This is a genomic window from Arthrobacter sp. FW306-07-I, from assembly GCF_021800405.1.
Classification (GTDB): domain Bacteria; phylum Actinomycetota; class Actinomycetes; order Actinomycetales; family Micrococcaceae; genus Arthrobacter.
Genome location: NZ_CP084550.1, coordinates 4,329,235 through 4,345,971 on the forward strand (window position 1 = coordinate 4,329,235; position 16,737 = coordinate 4,345,971).

Below are 16,737 nucleotides of genomic sequence, written 5' to 3' on the forward strand. Positions count from 1 at the left end.
GGGTCGGTTCTTCTGCCAACCAGTGTGGGCGCCGGGTGGTGAGCCCCGTTACACCTATTCCGTTGAATGGATCAGGAGTCTGCCATGTGCCGGGCGATGCCACGTGCGGCGGTCTGCAGCGCGGGCACCAGCGCCTGCAGGCGCATCTCACGGAGGGGAACCACGACGCCGAGCGACGCCACAGCGCGCTGCCTGCGGTTCAGGACCGGGACGGCTATGCCCCAGGTATCCGGATCCACCACGCCCTTGAGCTGGGCGTAGCCCTGGCGGGAAGTTTCGGCCAACAGTGCCCGGACGGTATCCGCGGCGACTTTTCCTTCCGGGTCGGTAAAGCGCCCGAGGTACTCCTCCTGCACCATCTTGTCCTGGTGGGCCATCAGCGCCAGCCCCGCGGACGAGATGTGCACCGGCATCCTTCCTGCCACCTGGGCGCGGTTGGCCACCGAGCCCCGCCTGGAGAGCCGCTCCACGAACAGCGCCTCCCAGCCGTCCAGCACGGCCAGGTTCACATTTTGGTGCAGGACCTGCTGGATGTCCTCCATGAACGGCATGGCCGCCTGGCGCAGGGCGAGGGTGGGGGAAGTACGGTTCACCAGTTCCCACAACCGGACCCCGGGCCGGACCATGCCGCCCGGCGCCGCCTCAAGCAGCCCGTGGGCGGCAAGCTGGCCCACCAGGCGGTGCGTGGTGGTGAGCGGCAGGCCGGCGCGCTGGGCGAGGTCGCTCAGCTGCAGGGCACTGACGTCCTGCGGGAACGCGGAAATCAGTCGCACGATCCGGTCCACTACCGAGTCGCCGGATTTCGAGTTGGCCAGCGCAAGCACCTTCTTCCGTTCAATGGGAAAAGTTGTCCCAGATTACACCTCCTAGTGATACAAACCTCACTGGGGATGTGGGCGATGCTGCCCGATCCTCCCCGGCGAAGCCTGCCGCTCAACTCCTGGAAGATACACCGAGGTATTTCTATGTCACTTGCGCCCACTCAGCACCGTTCAAAGTGGCCAGTCTGGCTCTGCTGGCTGGCGATGGTCCTTGACGGCTTTGACCTGGTGGTCTTGGGTACCGTCATCCCCACGCTGATCAAGACCCATGAGCTTGGCTTCGATGCGGTGGGCGCCACGTGGGCCGCCACCATCTCGCTGGTCGGCGTTGGCGCCGGTGCCCTGTTCATTGCCCCGCTGTCTGACCGCTTTGGCCGGCGCCGCCTCCTGGTGGCCTGCGTCCTGTGGTTTTCGATCTTCACCATCGCCGTGGTGTTCGCGCCCAACGTTGCGGTGTTCTGCGCCTTCCGCCTCCTTGCCGGGCTGGGGCTGGGCGCCTGCCTTCCGGCCGCCCTGGCCTACATGAACGACTACGCTCCGGCAGGCACCGCCGGAAAATCGACCACCCGGACCATGACCGGCTACCACGTAGGCGCTGTGGCCACGGCCTTCCTTGCCCTGATGCTGATTCCGGACTGGCGGATGATGTTCATCGTGGGCGGCCTGGCGGGCATTGCCCTGGCACCCTTCCTGTGGTTCAAGCTCCCGGAGACCCTTCCCTCAGCGGCTGCCTCAGGGGCGGAAGGAAAAGAACCGGCCGCAGCCCGCACAGGCTTCCGCGACCTTGCCCGGAAGCCCTACCCCCTGGTGGCGCTGGCCATCGCGGCGGCTTCCTTCATGGGCCTGCTCCTGGTCTACGGCCTGAACACCTGGCTCCCGCAGCTGATGGCCGGCGCCGGGTACACCGTCAGCACCGGCCTGGTCCTCCTGCTGGTCCTGAATGTGGGCGCCGTGGTGGGCCTGGTCATCGCGGGAATCCTGGCCGACAAGCACGGCACCAAGAAGGTGGTGCTGCTGTGGTTCGGGCTCTCCGCGCTCTTCCTGGCGGTCCTGAGCGTCAAGATCCAAAGTGAACTGCTGCTCAACCTGGCAGTCTTTGTCACCGGCGTGTTCGTGTTCAGCGCGCAGGTGCTGGTTTATGCATGGGTCAGCCAGCTGTTCCCGGCAGTCCTCCGAGCCACCGCGTTGGGTTTCGCCGCCGGCGTGGGCCGGCTGGGTGCCATCATGGGCCCCGCCGTCACCGGAACGCTGGTAGCTGCCAACATTGCCTACCCCTGGGGCTTTTACGTCTTTGCGGCCGCTGCCGCCATCGCCGTGCTGGCGCTGATAGCAGTGCCGCACACCATCCGGGCAGTCCGGGAAGAAGCAGCCGCGGAACGCCCATGACCGGCCTCCGGCCGGCCCGCCCCAGGTGCCGCTCGGGGGCGGGCCGGGCGGAAAAGGCGGTCAGGCCGCCGTCGCAACCCGTCCCTGCCTGCGCCGCACACGGCGCCATACGGCAGGTGCCAGCACCACCGCTATGCCGACGGCGGCACCAATGACGGTCTCGACGATGCGGTCGCGCAGGAGGTAAGCAGGCGAGGCGGGTACCACCAGGAGCGTGGAGATCAGCGCCAGGGGTGTGACGAACACCTGGGCCAGCAGGTACTGGCGGATGATGAACATTTCGGCACCAAACTGGCACAGCGCCATGACCAGCACTGTCTGCCAGGGCTGAAGGCCCAGCAACAGGATCGCCGCCAGGACCAACAGGCCCAGGACAGTGCCGATGATTCTTTGGATGCCGCGGCGCACGCGGTGCTGGGTGGTGTGGCCCACCAGGGGGACAACGGCGGCCACCATGGCCCAGTAGTTATGCCCGAATCCCAGGCGGGACCCGGCCCAGGTGGCCAGCGTGCCGGCGAGGCCTGCGGCCACCAGGTAGCCGGACCCTTCAAGCCACGCCGCGCGCTTCTCCGCGGGCGTGCGACGGATCCGCGGAGGCCTGGTCCACGGGGTGCGGTGGCTGGGAAGGATCCGGGACGAGAAGCCGACAAGCAGGGCGAACAGCGTGGTGAGGACGGCAACCAGCATGCCCTGCCACAGGGGCGGCTGGTTCGGAATGGACGCAATGGCGGCGAACGCGAAGATGTGGAAGAGCGATCCCGCCGGGCGCAGCCGCAGCCAGGAGATGGCGACGGAACAGGCGCCTGCCACCAGCGTGGTGGCCAGGACCAGGAGCCAGGTGTGGGTGGCGGTGTCCAGGCCCCATGCGGGACCGATGCGGGCCGCGAGCGCCGCCAGGAACATCACCAGCAGCATCAGCAGCCCGGCCCGCAGCTGCAGCACAAAGCGGACGGCATGCGGTTCGCCGCGGCCGTAGATTCCGGTGAAGGCGCCGAAGGACGCGAAGATTGCCAGGTCCAGCCGGCCCAGCAGCACCAGCGTAGTGAGGGGAACGAAGACGCCCACCGCGCATCGAAGCGCCGGGTGGTGGTCCTTGTTGCCGGGGCCGATGGTGAACATCTCGGCAAACATCTTCACGGGCAGCGCCTTCCTTGGGGTGGATCCTGACGGGCGGCCGCGCTGACGTTCCTCATAAATCCTAAGGCCCGGCCCCCTCCCGGTGCCCGCTGCGTTCCCCTGAATGGAATCGGAAGGCAATGCGGGGGAAACAACGCGAGGCAATGCTGGAGCCATGAAGCACACCCCGCCCCACCCGTCCACCAAAGAACTGCGCTGCGAGGTCTGCGGCCAGATGCCGGAACCGCCCAAAGCCAGGCTGACCGTGGCGAACGTGGCCGTGATGCTGCCCATCGAGCTGCTGGTCCACGCCCTGGTGGTGGAAGCCCATCTACCTTATGTAGCCAAGGTGCTGGTGCTGGCCCTCACTGCCACGGTCCTGGTGATCTGGGCCGAGCCGTCAGCTGCCAGGATCCTGCTCCGCTGGCTGCATGCGCCGGCCCTGCGGCACCGCCGGCAACTGGTGGCGGCCCCGTCGCTCTGGCGGGCGCGGACGCTGCTGCGGGACCGGCCCGGCGCACTGCAGCGGATCACGCGGGCGCTGGCACGGCTGGACAGCAACATCCTCAGCATCCACGTCCACCCGGTCCCGGGCGGCGTCCTGGACGAGTTTGTCCTCTCGGTGCCGGGCCACGTGGGCGAACGGGAGCTTTTGGATGCGCTGCACGACGGCGGCGGCGGCAGTCCGCACGTCTGGCCCACCACCGCGCTGGCCATGGCGGACGGACAGACCAAGGCGTTAAGCCTCGCGGCGCGCATCGCTGCCGCCCCCGACGAACTGCCCCTGGCGGTGGCCGAGCTGCTGCACGCAAGGATCCTGCCGCCGTCGGACGCCGGCAGCAAAGGGCCCGACGACGGGACGCACCTTAAGATCCCCACGGCATGGCACGGGCCCGTCACCTTTTCCCGGCCAGGCGAACCGTTCACGCCGGCGGAGTCGGCTCGGGCCCACCGGCTGGCCGAACTGGCCGAGATTACGTCTTATCGGCCGGCCGCGTCCCCAACAGAACGTTGAGCCCCCACCCCACCACCGTGATCAGGATGATGGCCCCTGCCATGGACGCCAGCTGGACCGGAGCGGACAGGATGCCGAGGCTGACGATCAGGGTGGTTGCCCCGGCGGGCGGGTGGGGCAGGCCCAGCCAGGTCAGCACCAGGGTGGTGAGCCCCACCGAGAGCACGCCACTGAGGACGTGCAGCGGGGTCAGTCCGCCCACCGTAGCGGACAGCTGGTCCTGCAGGCCCAGGGCATAAAGGCAGAGTGCCCCGGCCAACAGCCCCACCCCATGCCCCACCAGGGTGTTGACCGGCCTGGAAGCCTTCTGTTCGGGAGACTCCAAGAACAGCATCACCGTGGGGCCGAGGCTGGGAAACAGCCAGGGCAGATGGAACAGGAGCCCCGCCGCGCCGCTGACGGCGAGGACGACAATACCCAGGACACCCGCGTACAGCCCGGCGCCCAGCTTGTTCCAGTTCTTCTTGGCCCGTTCCAGCACGGGTGTGTTCATTCCTTGCCCCTAGCCGCCCGCCGCCGGTCACAATCGGTTGGGAAGGCGGTCACGCGGCATGCGCGCGCAAAACCCTTGACAGTGGCGCGTGTCACTCCTACCTTTGTTTTTGGGATCCCAGATTGGGATCCCAAAAATGAAAAGCTTCCGCTCGGCGCTCCGGATCGTCCGGCGGACCCTCTCCACCGGCAACGGCCCAACGGGCACGTACCGCACCGTTCGCATCCCCCATCCGTAAACTTCCCCGTGAAGGAGAAGCTGTGTCCATCCCAAACACTGAAACAACGGCCACATCCCTTGAGGCCGCTCCCGGCACCGCCGACAAACCCGAAAAGGACGGCACGCAACGACGCACTGCCGTCCGCTGGAAGCTCTTCCTGCTGCTCCTGGTCCTGGTCTCCGTCAATTACATCGACCGCGGTTCCATCTCCGTCGCCCTGCCCATCATCCAAAAGGAATTCAACCTGCCTCCCGAACTGGTGGGCCTGCTCCTTTCCGCCTTCTTCTGGACCTACGCCCTCATGCAGGTGCCGGTGGGCTGGCTGATCGACAAGTTCGGTCCCCGCAAGGTCATGACGGCTTCCTGCATCGGCTGGGGTGCTGCCACAGCGGCCTCCGGCATGGCGGGCGGCTTCCTCAGCATGTTCATCGCCCGGCTCGGCATCGGCGTAACAGAGGCAGGTGTGATGCCCGCCGGCGGCAAGCTCAATGCCATCTGGATGCACAAGTCCGAACGCGGCCGCGGCGCCACCATCCTGGACGCCGGCGCTCCCCTGGGAGCCGGCCTGGGCGGCATCATCATTGCCGGCCTCATCGCCTCCACGGGCAGCTGGCGCTGGGCCTTCGTCATCGCCGGCGCCGCCACCGTCCTCATGGGCCTGGCCGTCTGGTGGTACGTCCGGGACAACCCCCGCCAGCACCGCGGCGTCAATGAGGCCGAGGCCTCCTACATCGAAGCGTCGCACGCCGCCGAGGACGCCGAAGCAGCCATGGACGGCAGCAAGGGCAAGCGCGGCCTGCTTCCCTACCTCAAATTCCGCTCCTTCTGGGCCATGTGCCTGGGCTGGCTCGGCTTCAACGGCGTGTTCTACGGCTTGCTGACCTGGGGCCCGCTGTACCTGGCCCAGGCCAAGGGCTTCGACCTGAAGACCATCGGCTGGTCCACGCTGGTGATCTTCGGTGCCGGCTTCGTCGGCGAGATCATCGGCGGCACCGTCGCCGACAAGTGGCGCGCATCCGGCGCCTCCGCCAACCTGGTGATGCGGACCCTCCTCGGCATCTCCAGCGCCATCGTCGTGGCGGGCCTGGTGGGCGTGACCGTGGTCCCCGACGCCACCACCGCCGTGGTCCTGCTCTCCGTGGTCCTGTTCTTCCTGCGCTGGGTGGGCCTGTTTTGGAGCATCCCCTCCATCTTGGGCGGCCGCACCAACGCCGGCGTCCTGGGCGGAGCGATGAACCTCAGTGGCAACATCTCCGGCTTCGTCACCCCAATCGTCGTCGGCCTCATCGTGGGTGCCACCGGCTCCTACACCTGGGCGCTGCTGTACTTTGTGGGTTCCGCGGTGATCATGGGCGCCTCCGTCCTCACCCTGAACTACAACAAGCGGCTTCCTGTCTAAGCTGACCCTCGCAGGGAAACTTGCAATTGACGCCCCCGCGAGCCGGGAGCAGTGCCGTACGAGAATCCGAAATGGAGCACCATGCTGACCGCAGAAGAGACCCAGGACAAGGACCGCCCCCTCCGCGAAACCGTCCGGGACACCCTCCGCACCCGGATTTTCGAAGGACACTACGCTCCCGGCACGCGGCTGGTGGAACGCGACCTGGCCGCCGAGTTCTCCGTATCCCGGCTGCCGGTCCGCGAGGCCCTGCGCATGCTCCGCCAGGAAGGCCTGATCAGCGACCGCGGGGCCCGCGGGGCCGAAGTGAGCAGCCTCAGCCCCAAGGACGTCGAGGACCTTTTCGACGTCCGCCAGTCCCTGGAGGTGCTGGCCTGTCGGCTCGCCGCCAAGCGGGCCACCAGGGAGCACCTCGACTACCTCAAGGGCCTGCTGGACAACGCAGAGGCCTTCCTGGCCAAGGGGTCGGTGATGGAGGCACACCGTTCCAACAGCGAATTCCACGACGCCATCACGCGCATCGCGGACAACAACTTCCTCAAGTCCGCCCTGGAACCCCTCCAGGGGCGGATGCACTGGCTGTTCCGGCACGTCAGCGACCTGCCCGAACTCATCCGCGAACACCGCGAACTCTACGCAGCCATCGCCAGCGGCGACCCGGACAGGGCAGCCGCCCAGTCCGCTTCCCACATTGGCAAGTACCGGGACCAGTTCCCTGAGGACTTCCAAAAAACCGAACCAGAATTCCACCGGAAGAGAAAATGAAACTCCTGGTCATCAACCCCAACATCAGTGCCGATGTCACCGCACTGATCGAATCCGAAGCGCTGCGGTCCGCCTCCCCCGGCAGCGACCTGCTGGTCCGGACGGCCGGCCACGGCGTGGAGTACATCGAAACCCGCTTCGAATCCCTCGTCGCCGCCGGCGCCGTGGCGGAAATCATCGCCGAACACACCCGCCCCGGAGCAGACCCGGTGGACGCCGTGGTGGTCGCAGCGTTCGGCGATCCCGGCATGCCGGCCCTCAAGGAACTGGCTGACGTTCCCGTCATCGGCATCACCGAGGCCGCCCTGTGCGCGGCAGCCCTGCAGGGCCACCGCTTCTCCATCATCGCCATCTCGGACCGGATCAAACCCTGGTACCGGGAATGCGTGGAGCAGTTCGGTCTGGCCGGCCGGCTGGCCTCCATCCGTTCCATCAACGACTCCCTGACCAGCATCGCCTCGGTCCAGCAGGACTTCCGGGAAACCCTGCTGGCACTGAGTCGGCAGGCCGTGGCGGAGGATGGTGCCGACGTCGTCATCCTTGCCGGCGCCCCCCTGGCAGGCCTGGCCCGCGAACTCAAGGGACAGATTCCCGTGCCCGTGGTTGACGGCATTTCCGCCGGCATCCGCATGGCGGAGGCCGTGGCTGCCCTGCAGTCCGGAACCCACCGCGCCGGCGCCTTCGCCCCGCCCCCGGCCAAGGACCGCAAAGGCCTGTCCGGCAACCTGGACGCGGCCCTCGCCGCCCGCCAAGAGCACGCCGGCACCCCGCAGCCCGCCGCCTAACCCCGACTTCACCAACCCAGGAGGACACCGATGTCCCACCAGCCAGACCTCGTCATTGCCAACGCCACCGTGGTGAACAGCTACGGCCGCCAGGACGCCCACATCGTGGTGCACCAAGGAAAGATTGCCGAACTCGTCGACGCCGCCCAGCCGGTGCCCGCGGCGGACCGCACCGTCGACGCCACGGGCAAACTCGTGATCCCCGGCGGCGTGGACGGACACTGCCACGTGGCCCAGGTGACCGGACGCTTCCGCACCCTGGACGACTACCGCACCACCTCCACAGCCGCCCTGTGGGGCGGAACCACCACCATCATCGACTTCGGAATTCCGCGGGACGCCCAGGAAACCCCCTTGGCCGCCGTCCTGCACAAAAAGGAACTCGCCACCCAGTCCCGCTGCGACGTGGCCCTGCACGGCGCCGTGATCAGCTGGGACGAAACGGTGCCATGGCAGCTGGAGCAGCTGGCCGCCGAGGGCGTCCGCTCAGTGAAGATGTACACCACCAACCGGGGCACCACCATGGCCGACGGCGACACCATCGTCAAGGTCATGCGGGAAATGGTGCGGCTGGACGGCCTGGCCTACATCCACGCCGAACACGACCCCATCATTGCCGACTGCACCGAACAGCACGCCCAGGACGGCCGGATCGGCATCGAACACCTGCACCGGACCCGGCCCGAGCTGGCCGAGGAGATCTCCGTGAAGGAGACCCTGGCCATGGCCGAATACACGGGAGCGCCGGTGTACTTCGTGCACCAGTCCACGCCCGGAGCGGTGGACCTGGTCTCGCAGGCACGGGACCACGGGCTTGAGGCCTACTCCGAAACCTGCCCGCACTACGTCACCCTGGACGACTCCGTCTATGCCTCCACCTTCCCGGAGTGGTTCGCCTGCTGCCCGCCCATGCGCAGCGCGGAAACGGTGGCTGCCCTCAAGGAGCGGCTGGTGTCCGGTGCCATCCACACCATGTCCTCGGATCATTCCTGCTACGACCTGTCCCAGAAGCGCGAGCGGACCGATGACGTGCGGGCCATGCCGCACGGACTGCCCGGGGTGGAGACGCGGATGCCGGTCACCTTCACCGCGATGACCTCCGCGGGGGCCACCGTTGAACAATTCGTCAACGCCTTCGCCGCCGAACCTGCACGGATCAACGCCGTTCCCGGCAAAGGCCGCATCGCCGAAGGGTTCGACGCCGACCTGGTGGTCTTCGATCCCGCAGAGGAACGCAGGGTGGACGGCGCAGCCCTGCACATGGGCACCGACTTCTCACCCTTCGACGGGAAGGCACTGACCGGCTGGCCCGCCGTCGTGGTTTCCAACGGACGCGTGGTGCTGGACGCGGACGGCTTCCACGATCCCGGCGCCGCAGGCCGCTTCATCCACCGCAACGGCTTCCGCCAGCACCAGTCCGCTGCCGCCGACGCCGCCCAACTTCCCGCCGCGCTCTAGGAGCCACCATGCCTGCAACCACCCGCCCGCACAGGATCGGCATGATCGTGCCGTCCTCCAACACCTGCCTGGAACCCCAGACGTACCGCATCCTGGGCAGCCGCACCGACGTCACGGTGCACTTCACCCGGATCCCGGTGACCCGCATCGCCCTGGACGATTCCTCGGACCGGCAGTTCGACCCCGCCGTCATGCGCCAGGCGTCGCAGCTGCTGGCGACGGCGGACGTGGACGTGATTGCCTGGAACGGCACGTCAGGTTCCTGGCTCGGTTCGGGCCACGACCAGGAGCTGGCCGGTGAAATCACCGCCGCCACCGGGGTCCCGGCGACCACCTCCACGCTGGCTTACCTCGAGGCGTTCCGGGCCTTCGGGACGGAACGGATCGGCCTGTTCACGCCGTACACGGAAGACGTGAACCACCAGGTCATCGCATCCTACGAGCGTGAAGGCATCAAGACCGTGGACCACCGGGCGCTGGGCCTGAGCGACAACGAATCCTTTGCCCGGGTGACCGACGACGAGATGCGGCCCGGCTCCCGAGAACTCGCCGCCGCGGCCCCGGATGCCCTGGTCTACCTGTGCACCAACCTTTACGGAGCCAACATCACTGCAGAGATCGAGGAAACCACCGGGGTCCCGGTGCTGGACTCCGTGGCGGTCACGCTGTGGCACGCCCTGAAACTGGCCGGCGCACCGCTGCTGGAGCCGCGCTGGGGGCGGCTGCTGGGCTGACCGCCCCTACATCGGCAGGAAGGTTACATCCGCAGGGTCAGGGCACCGGGCTCCATGGTCATGAGCACGTGCTTGCCCTGGCCCTCGTGGTCGCCGTCCAGCTGGTAGTCGTCCTTGTGCTCCAGCGTGATCTCCACGCTCTTGCCCTGGAAGTACTCCACGGCGGTGTCCTTGTTCTTGCCCTTGCCGATGATGCCGGCGAGCACGGAGAGCCAGCCCAGCTTGCCGTGGTGCGGCGCCAGGACGGCGATGTCCAGCAGGCCGTCGTCGATCTTGGCGTCGGGGAAGATCTCCAGGCCGCCCTGGACCTTGCCGCAGTTGCCCACCATCACGCTGCGCACGCCGCGGTGGACAACCCGTTTGCCGTCGATCGCAACGGTTGCCTTGACCGGTTTCCCGGGAAGGTTGCGGATCCCGGCGTCCACGTAGGCCAGCCAGCCCACCTTGTGCTTCAGTTCCTGGTTGGTGTCCGCCATGATGGTGGCGTCGTAGCCCAGGCCGGCCATGACCAGGAACAGCTGCTCCTCGTCGGGGTCGTTCCGGCGGGCGCGGACCACGTCGATTTTCCGCTCGGTGCCCACCAGGGCTCCGGACAGGGCGCCGTCGTAGTCGGTCACGTCGATGCCCAGGTTGCGGGCCAGCAGGTTCCCGGTGCCCAACGGCAGCAAGCCCATGGGGATGTCCCCGCCGGCAAGGACCTCAGCCACACAACGGACGGTTCCATCGCCGCCTGCCGCGATGATGAGGTCCGCGCCCTGGGCCAGGGCTTCCTTCGCCTGGCCGACGCCGGGGTCCTCCTCCGTTGTCTCGAACCAGAGGGTTTCGCCCCAGCCGTTCTCCTCGCAGTGCTTGGCCATCAGCTCGCGCACGTCAATGTCCACCGTCTTGGCCGGGTTAATGACGACGGCGGCTCGTTTGGGCGAAGGGGTGGAACTGGTCTCAGTCATGACGTCCTCAGATGGCGGAATGTAAAGCAGGCTTCTCAAAGAAGGGTAACCCGGCGGAGCATGTTCCGCGCCTACAGGGCCTTGACCGCGCCCAGCACCTGCGCCAACGAGTCCTTGGCGTCCCCGAACAGCAGCGACGTCTGCGGCTCATACAGCAGATCGTTTTCGATGCCGGCGAAACCCGGGCGCATGGACCTCTTCAGGAACACCACCTGCCGCGCCTCCGCCACTTCCAGGATGGGCATCCCGTAGATCGGTGAGCCTGAGGAGGTCTTGGCGGCCGGGTTCACCACATCGTTGGCACCCACCACCAATACCACGTCCGTGGTCTTGAACTCCGGGTTGATGTCGCCCATCTCCTTGAGCGACTCGTACGGCACGTTGGCCTCGGCCAGAAGAACGTTCATGTGCCCGGGCATGCGGCCGGCCACCGGATGGATGGCGAAATCCACTTCAATCCCCCGCGCTTCCAGGGCCTGGGCCAGTTCGGCGGCCGTGTGCTGGCCCTGGGCCACCGCCAGGCCGTAGCCGGGGACGATGATCACCCGCTGGGCGTACCCCAACAGAACCGCCACGTCCTCCGGCGAGGACGAGCGGACCGGACGCCCGCTCACGGCGGTGGATCCCGCCGTCGAACCTCCCCTGAAGGCGCCAAAAAGAATACCTGCCACGCTCCGGCCCATGGCCGCCGCCATGGCGCGGGTGAGGATGGTACCCGAGGCGCCCACCAGGGTGCCGGCCACCACCAGCAGGACATTGCCCAGCACCAGGCCGGAGGCGGCGACGGCCAGACCGGTGAAGGCGTTCAGCAGCGAGATGACAATGGGCACGTCGGCGCCGCCTACCGGCAGCACCAGCAGCACACCGGCGGCAAGGCCCAGGACCAGCAGCAGGACCGCAAGGGGCAGCGCCGCGGTGAGGACCACGGCAACCGCGGCGGCCACCGCGGCGAGCAGGACCACGGCCATCACCACCGGCAGGCCCGGGAACACCACCGGCCGGGTGGTCATGAGTTCCTGCAGCTTGGCAAACGTGACGCCCGAGCCGGCAAAGGACACCGCGCCCACCAGGAGCGTGAACACGATGGCCACCCGCACCCACGGATCCTCCGCGTGCGCCAGTTCCAGGAGGGCCACCAGGGCTGCGGCGCCGCCGCCCACACCATTGAACAGCGCCACGAGCTGCGGCATCTGCGTCATCTTCACGCGGCGGGCCACCGGCGCGGCCACGGCGGAGCCAACGGCGATGGCGGCCAGGATCCAGGGGATGTTCTCCAGCCGGGCGGACAGAAAGACGGTGACGACGGCGATCAGCGCCCCGAGTGCGCCCACCAGGTTTCCACGGCGGGCCGTGCGCGGCGAGCTCAGCCCCCGCAGCGCCAGGATGAAGCAGACCGCCGCAGTGAGGTAAAGGACGGAGGTCCAGACCGGATCGAGGAGGCTCATTTGCTGCCCGCCTTGGGTTGCACCGCGTCCTTTTTGGCGTGGAACATGTGCAGCATCCGGTCCGTCACCACGAAGCCGCCCACCAGGTTGGCAGTGGCAAGGACGACGGCGAGCAGCGCCACCGCGAGCACCCACGGGTCGGTTGCCTGGCCGGCCACGATGATGGCACCCACCAGGATGATGCCGTGGATGGCATTGGCGCCGGACATCAGGGGCGTGTGCAGGGTGCTGGAAACCTTGGACACCACTTCGAAGCCGACGAACACCGCCAGCACCGTGATGGTCAGCAGGGCAATCCCGTCCATCAGAGCCCTCCTTCCTGCCGGGCTGCGGCGGCGCCAGCTGTTGAAGCACGTGCCTTCAGCAACTCCGCAGTGGGTTGGTGCCGCACCTCCCCGGCGTGGGTGAGGCAGGCACCTGCCACCACTTCGTCGTCGAAATCCAGCATGAGCGCGCCGTCGTGGACCAGCAGCGCCAGCAGGTTGGCTACGTTCTTGGCATAGAGGCGGGAGGCGTCGGAGGCCATCGCGGAGGCCGCGTCCTTCAGCCCCACCAGGGTGATCTGTCCTGTTCCGTCGGCGGTGGGAATGGGGATTTCCTGACCAGGTACGGAGCCCTCCACATTGCCGCCCGACTCGGCGGCGAGGTCGACGACGACCGATCCCGGGCGCATGCCCTGCACCATCTCGCGGGTCACCAAGAGGGGCGCGGGGCGTCCGGGAACTGCCGCCGTCGTGATCAGAACGTCCGATTGCGCCACCTGGGGCGCCAGCAGCTGCCGCTGCCGGGTGCCGGCGTCGGAGCTCAACTGCCGGGCATAGCCGCCTGCCGCCTCGGCCGTTTCCAGATCCAGACGGATGAAGGTGCCGCCCATGGACGCTACCTCGTCGGCGGAGGCGGGGCGGATGTCGTTGGCGAAGACGCGGGCGCCCAGGCGCTTGGCGGTGCCGATGGCCTGCAGCCCGGCCACGCCGGCGCCGAGCACCAGGACGCGGGCGGGCGGGATGGTTCCGGCGGCGGTCATGTACAGCGGGAAGAACCGGGGCAGCCTGATGGCGGCCTCAAGGACGCAGCGGTACCCGGCCACCAGCGCCTGCGACGTCAGCGCGTCCATGGACTGGGCCCGGGAAATACGCGGCACCAGTTCCAGGGCGAAGGAGGTGACGCCGCTGTCCGCGAGCGCCTGTACGGCCGGCAGTTCGGACGACGGCGAGGCGAGCCCCACCGTGACGGCTCCCTTTTTGAGATGCGCAGCGGCGTTCGGGTCAAGGGGACGGACGTGGGCCAGGATGTCGAGGGCGGCCAAGTCCAGTTGGGGAACGATGGCGGCCCCGGCGTTTTGGTAGGCGGGGTCTGCGTGCCCGGCACCGTCCCCGGCCCCCGCCTCAACCAGAACCTCAAGCCCCATCCCAGCCAGTTGCCTGACGGTATCCGGGGTGGCGGCCACACGCCGCTCGCCCTCCCGGCGTTCCCGCGGAATCCCCAGTCTCACCCGCCAACTCCTCTTCCTGACGAGCAGTGCAGCCGCTCTGCTGCACGCAGTTGGCATGAGTCTAGAACGCCCTGCGCTGCGGCGGGAGTGGGGGCTGGAGGGTAAGTGGTAACAATTCGCCTGTCAGCCCGCCACCGCCATGCCCGGGCGGTTGCCTGGCTGAAGGACTGCCCTTACTTGTTGCTGGCGCGGATGGCGTCCGCCACGCTTTCGAGATGGAGCCGCATGGCTTCTGCCGCCGCGTCCGGATCATGGGCACAGACGGCATCAATGATGGCCAGGTGCTGCGGCAAGGAAACGGCCGGGCGGCCAGGCTGGCGGGCAAGGCGGAACTGGAACCGGACCGCCTGTCCCCGGAGCCGCTGGATGGTTGCTGCGGCCGTCTGCTGCGCGCTCATGGCGATGATCTTTTCGTGCATCGCCTGGTTGCCTTCGGAGTAGGACTCACGGTCTCCCCGGTCCACGGCGTCCTTCATCCGGGCGGCCAGGTCCTGCAGCTCAGCGATGTCCTCATCGGTGGCCCGTTCGGCAGCCTTACGGGCACAGAGGCCCTCCAGGGCGGCCCTCACCTCGGTGATCTCCACCGCTTCCCCTACCGAGACCGCACGCACCCGCGCTCCCCGGTTTTGGACGCGCTCCACCAGGCCTTCGACGCTCAGCTCCGAGAGGGCAACCCGGATGTTTCCCCGGCTCGCCCCGTACTCGGCGGCCAGGTCCCCTTCGACGAGGCGCTGGTTAGGCACCAGCTCTCCGCTGACAATAGCGGTGCGCAGCAGCTCTGCAAGCTCAACGGCGGTAAGGGTCCGGCCCGCTCTATTCACGGTGTCCACAGCCAACCTTCTCCCTGTCCCTTTCGGTTGCCAATTTTGCTGACAATTTCCGAACTCAGCGTACTCCAGCTCCCGCGGGCAGGTGCCAAATACCCACCGTTGATTGTTAGCTATATCGCTGACAAAATTTGCTTGTGCGGTTTGTTCGTCAATTTGGCGTCGTCCCCGGCCCGGCCAGGAGCGTCTATACAGGCCTTGACGCCCTACTCAAGGACGCTGACCCCGCCTGGGAAGGGAACCACCATGCAGGAACTCGGTATTGTCCACACCAACATCACCCGCGCGGCTGAAGACAGCGTCAAGGCCTTGTCCGCCTTCGGCGTCAGCACCGTCCACGAGGCCATGGGCCGGCTGGGCCTGATGCGCCCCTACATCCGGCCGGCGTATCCGGGCGCGGCAATGTGCGGCACTGCCATCACCGTCCTGCTGCAGCCCGGGGACAACTGGATGTTGCATGTGGCCGCCGAGCAGGTCCGGCCCGGAGACGTGGTGGTTGCCGGCTGCACCACGGAATGCGAAGACGGCTTTTTCGGCGAGCTGCTGGCCACATCACTCCGGGCACAGGGCGCAGCGGGGCTGGTCATCGACGGCGGCTGCCGGGACGTCGCCGCCCTCCAGGCCATGGACTTTCCCGTCTTCAGCCGCGCAATCAATTCCAGGGGCACCGTCAAGGCCACCCTGGGCTCCGTCAATGTCCCGGTAGTCTGCGCCAACGCCCTGGTCACGCCTGGCGACGTGGTGATTGCCGACGTCGATGGGGTGGTGGTGGTGCCCGCCGCCAGGGCAGCCGACGTGGCGGCAGCAGCACGGGCCCGGGAAGACAACGAAAAAGCCAAGCGTGAGCGCTTTGCCAGCGGGGAACTTGGACTGGACATTTACAGCATGCGGGGGCCGCTCGAAGCCGCGGGACTGCGCTACGTGGATTGAGGCGCTACGTGGATTGAACGGCACGAACGGCGGGACCGCCGTAATCAAGCGCTATACGGCGCGCGGCTTCCATCAGCTGTGGCAGGACGGCCGCTTCAATGTCCTGCGCCGCGGCCCGGTGCGTTTGCAGCGAAACGTTGGCCGCGGCCACAACCTCATGTCCGCGCCGGACCGGGACGGCCACGCCCCGGAGGCCTTCCTCCAGCTCCTGCGAAACCATGCACCAGCCCCTGGCCCTGGCCGCTTCCACTTCGGCACGCAGGTCCTCCACACTGCCGATGGAGCGGTCAGTGAAGCGTTGCAGCCGGACCGAGTGGAGGTATTCCTCCAGCTGCGGCGCAGGCAGCCCGGCCAGGAGGACGCGGCCCATGGAGGTGGCCCAGGCCGGGAAGCGGGTACCCACCGTGATGGACACGCTCAGCAGGCGGGGAGAAGGAACACAGGCCACGTAGACCACGTCGCCGCCGTCGAGGATGCACAGGGACGTTGTCTCGTTAAGCTTCGCCGCCAAGTCCCTCAGGTGCGGCTCGGCCACCTTGGGCAAGGTCAGCGCGGCAAGATAGGACCTGCCCACGTCCAGGGACCGCGCGGTCAGCTCGAAGGCCGGCCCGACAGCCCGAAGGTAGCCAAGGTCCGCGAGGGTGAGCAGGAAGCGCCGGGCCGAAGCCCGGGTCATGTCCGTCCGGGCTGCAACCTGCGAGACGGTGAGCCGGGGCTGGTCCGGGGTAAAGGCAAGCAGGACGTCAAAAGCCTTCTCAACCGACTTAACGAAGTAGCCTGCCTGCTCCTCCACTATCCTGTTCCCTTCCGAACCAACCGTGCGCACGGCACGGAATTGCCGGGCTTTTCACACCTGTTCGATCATATCGGGCGCCGGCGGGGAGCAAGCCTGGCCAAGAGCCAT

The 16,737-nt window shown here is 67.6% G+C and carries 17 protein-coding genes; 8 read left to right on the top strand and 9 right to left on the bottom strand.

Annotation, left to right across the window (positions count from 1 at the left end; translation table 11 throughout):
- Positions 1–71: 71 nt before the first annotated feature.
- Positions 72–815, bottom strand: coding sequence for an IclR family transcriptional regulator (locus LFT46_RS20090; RefSeq protein ID WP_236822093.1), 744 nt, complete (start codon positions 813–815; stop codon positions 72–74).
- Between the two features lie 150 nt (positions 816–965).
- Between LFT46_RS20090 and LFT46_RS20095 the strand changes: the two genes are divergently transcribed.
- A complete protein-coding gene (locus LFT46_RS20095) occupies positions 966–2,207 on the top strand; it encodes an MFS transporter (protein ID WP_236820830.1) in 1,242 nt (413 codons plus the stop codon).
- A gap of 60 nt (positions 2,208–2,267) precedes the next feature.
- Here the strand turns inward: LFT46_RS20095 and LFT46_RS20100 are convergent, their stop codons facing one another.
- Positions 2,268–3,344, bottom strand: a complete 1,077-nt coding sequence (locus LFT46_RS20100) for an FUSC family protein (protein WP_236820831.1) — start codon at positions 3,342–3,344, stop codon at positions 2,268–2,270.
- Between the two features lie 154 nt (positions 3,345–3,498).
- On the opposite strand from LFT46_RS20100, the gene LFT46_RS20105 reads away from it, so the two are divergent.
- Complete coding sequence (locus tag LFT46_RS20105; protein ID WP_236820832.1) at positions 3,499–4,338, top strand: ACT domain-containing protein; 840 nt, start codon at positions 3,499–3,501, stop codon at positions 4,336–4,338.
- On the opposite strand, the gene LFT46_RS20110 is transcribed toward LFT46_RS20105, so the two are convergent.
- Entirely contained in the window at positions 4,298–4,831 is a 534-nt protein-coding gene (locus LFT46_RS20110; protein ID WP_236820833.1) for an HPP family protein, read from the bottom strand. The genes LFT46_RS20105 and LFT46_RS20110 overlap by 41 nt on opposite strands.
- Positions 4,832–5,091: 260 nt before the next feature.
- On the opposite strand from LFT46_RS20110, the gene LFT46_RS20115 reads away from it, so the two are divergent.
- The 5 genes from LFT46_RS20115 (at position 5,092) to LFT46_RS20135 (ending at position 10,192) form a co-directional block, all read left to right on the top strand.
- A complete protein-coding gene (locus LFT46_RS20115) occupies positions 5,092–6,450 on the top strand; it encodes an MFS transporter (protein WP_236820834.1) in 1,359 nt (452 codons plus the stop codon).
- A gap of 81 nt (positions 6,451–6,531) precedes the next feature.
- The gene (locus LFT46_RS20120; RefSeq protein ID WP_236800284.1) at positions 6,532–7,215 is read left to right on the top strand and encodes a GntR family transcriptional regulator; all 684 of its coding nucleotides are present in this window, start codon (positions 6,532–6,534) and stop codon (positions 7,213–7,215) included.
- Complete coding sequence (locus LFT46_RS20125) at positions 7,212–8,000, top strand: aspartate/glutamate racemase family protein (RefSeq protein WP_236820835.1); 789 nt, start codon at positions 7,212–7,214, stop codon at positions 7,998–8,000. Before LFT46_RS20120 ends, LFT46_RS20125 begins: the two co-directional genes overlap by 4 nt.
- A 30-nt stretch (positions 8,001–8,030) precedes the next feature.
- The gene (locus LFT46_RS20130; RefSeq protein WP_236820836.1) at positions 8,031–9,458 is read left to right on the top strand and encodes an amidohydrolase family protein; all 1,428 of its coding nucleotides are present in this window, start codon (positions 8,031–8,033) and stop codon (positions 9,456–9,458) included.
- Between the two features lie 8 nt (positions 9,459–9,466).
- A complete protein-coding gene (locus LFT46_RS20135; protein ID WP_236820837.1) occupies positions 9,467–10,192 on the top strand; it encodes a maleate cis-trans isomerase family protein in 726 nt (241 codons plus the stop codon).
- A 23-nt stretch (positions 10,193–10,215) separates the two neighbouring features.
- Here LFT46_RS20135 and LFT46_RS20140 read toward each other — a convergent pair whose 3' ends face one another.
- From LFT46_RS20140 to LFT46_RS20160, 5 genes are all read right to left on the bottom strand, one after another.
- The gene (locus LFT46_RS20140; RefSeq protein ID WP_236820838.1) at positions 10,216–11,139 is read right to left on the bottom strand and encodes a diacylglycerol/lipid kinase family protein; all 924 of its coding nucleotides are present in this window, start codon (positions 11,137–11,139) and stop codon (positions 10,216–10,218) included.
- Between the two features lie 71 nt (positions 11,140–11,210).
- Positions 11,211–12,584, bottom strand: a complete 1,374-nt coding sequence (locus LFT46_RS20145) for an NAD(P)(+) transhydrogenase (Re/Si-specific) subunit beta (protein WP_236800289.1) — start codon at positions 12,582–12,584, stop codon at positions 11,211–11,213.
- On the bottom strand, positions 12,581–12,889 hold the full coding sequence (locus LFT46_RS20150) for an NAD(P) transhydrogenase subunit alpha (protein WP_236820839.1): 309 nt from the start codon (positions 12,887–12,889) through the stop codon (positions 12,581–12,583). Before LFT46_RS20150 ends, LFT46_RS20145 begins: the two co-directional genes overlap by 4 nt.
- Positions 12,889–14,076, bottom strand: a complete 1,188-nt coding sequence (locus LFT46_RS20155; protein ID WP_236820840.1) for a Re/Si-specific NAD(P)(+) transhydrogenase subunit alpha — start codon at positions 14,074–14,076, stop codon at positions 12,889–12,891. Before LFT46_RS20155 ends, LFT46_RS20150 begins: the two co-directional genes overlap by 1 nt.
- Before the next feature lie 173 nt (positions 14,077–14,249).
- A complete protein-coding gene (locus LFT46_RS20160) occupies positions 14,250–14,906 on the bottom strand; it encodes a GntR family transcriptional regulator (protein WP_236800292.1) in 657 nt (218 codons plus the stop codon).
- 243 nt (positions 14,907–15,149) lie between these two features.
- Between LFT46_RS20160 and ligK the strand changes: the two genes are divergently transcribed.
- Positions 15,150–15,833, top strand: a complete 684-nt coding sequence (gene ligK, locus LFT46_RS20165; protein WP_236820841.1) for a 4-carboxy-4-hydroxy-2-oxoadipate aldolase/oxaloacetate decarboxylase — start codon at positions 15,150–15,152, stop codon at positions 15,831–15,833.
- A 4-nt stretch (positions 15,834–15,837) separates the two neighbouring features.
- Here the strand turns inward: ligK and LFT46_RS20170 are convergent, their stop codons facing one another.
- Positions 15,838–16,626, bottom strand: coding sequence for an IclR family transcriptional regulator domain-containing protein (locus LFT46_RS20170; RefSeq protein WP_236820842.1), 789 nt, complete (start codon positions 16,624–16,626; stop codon positions 15,838–15,840).
- Positions 16,627–16,737 lie beyond the last annotated feature (111 nt).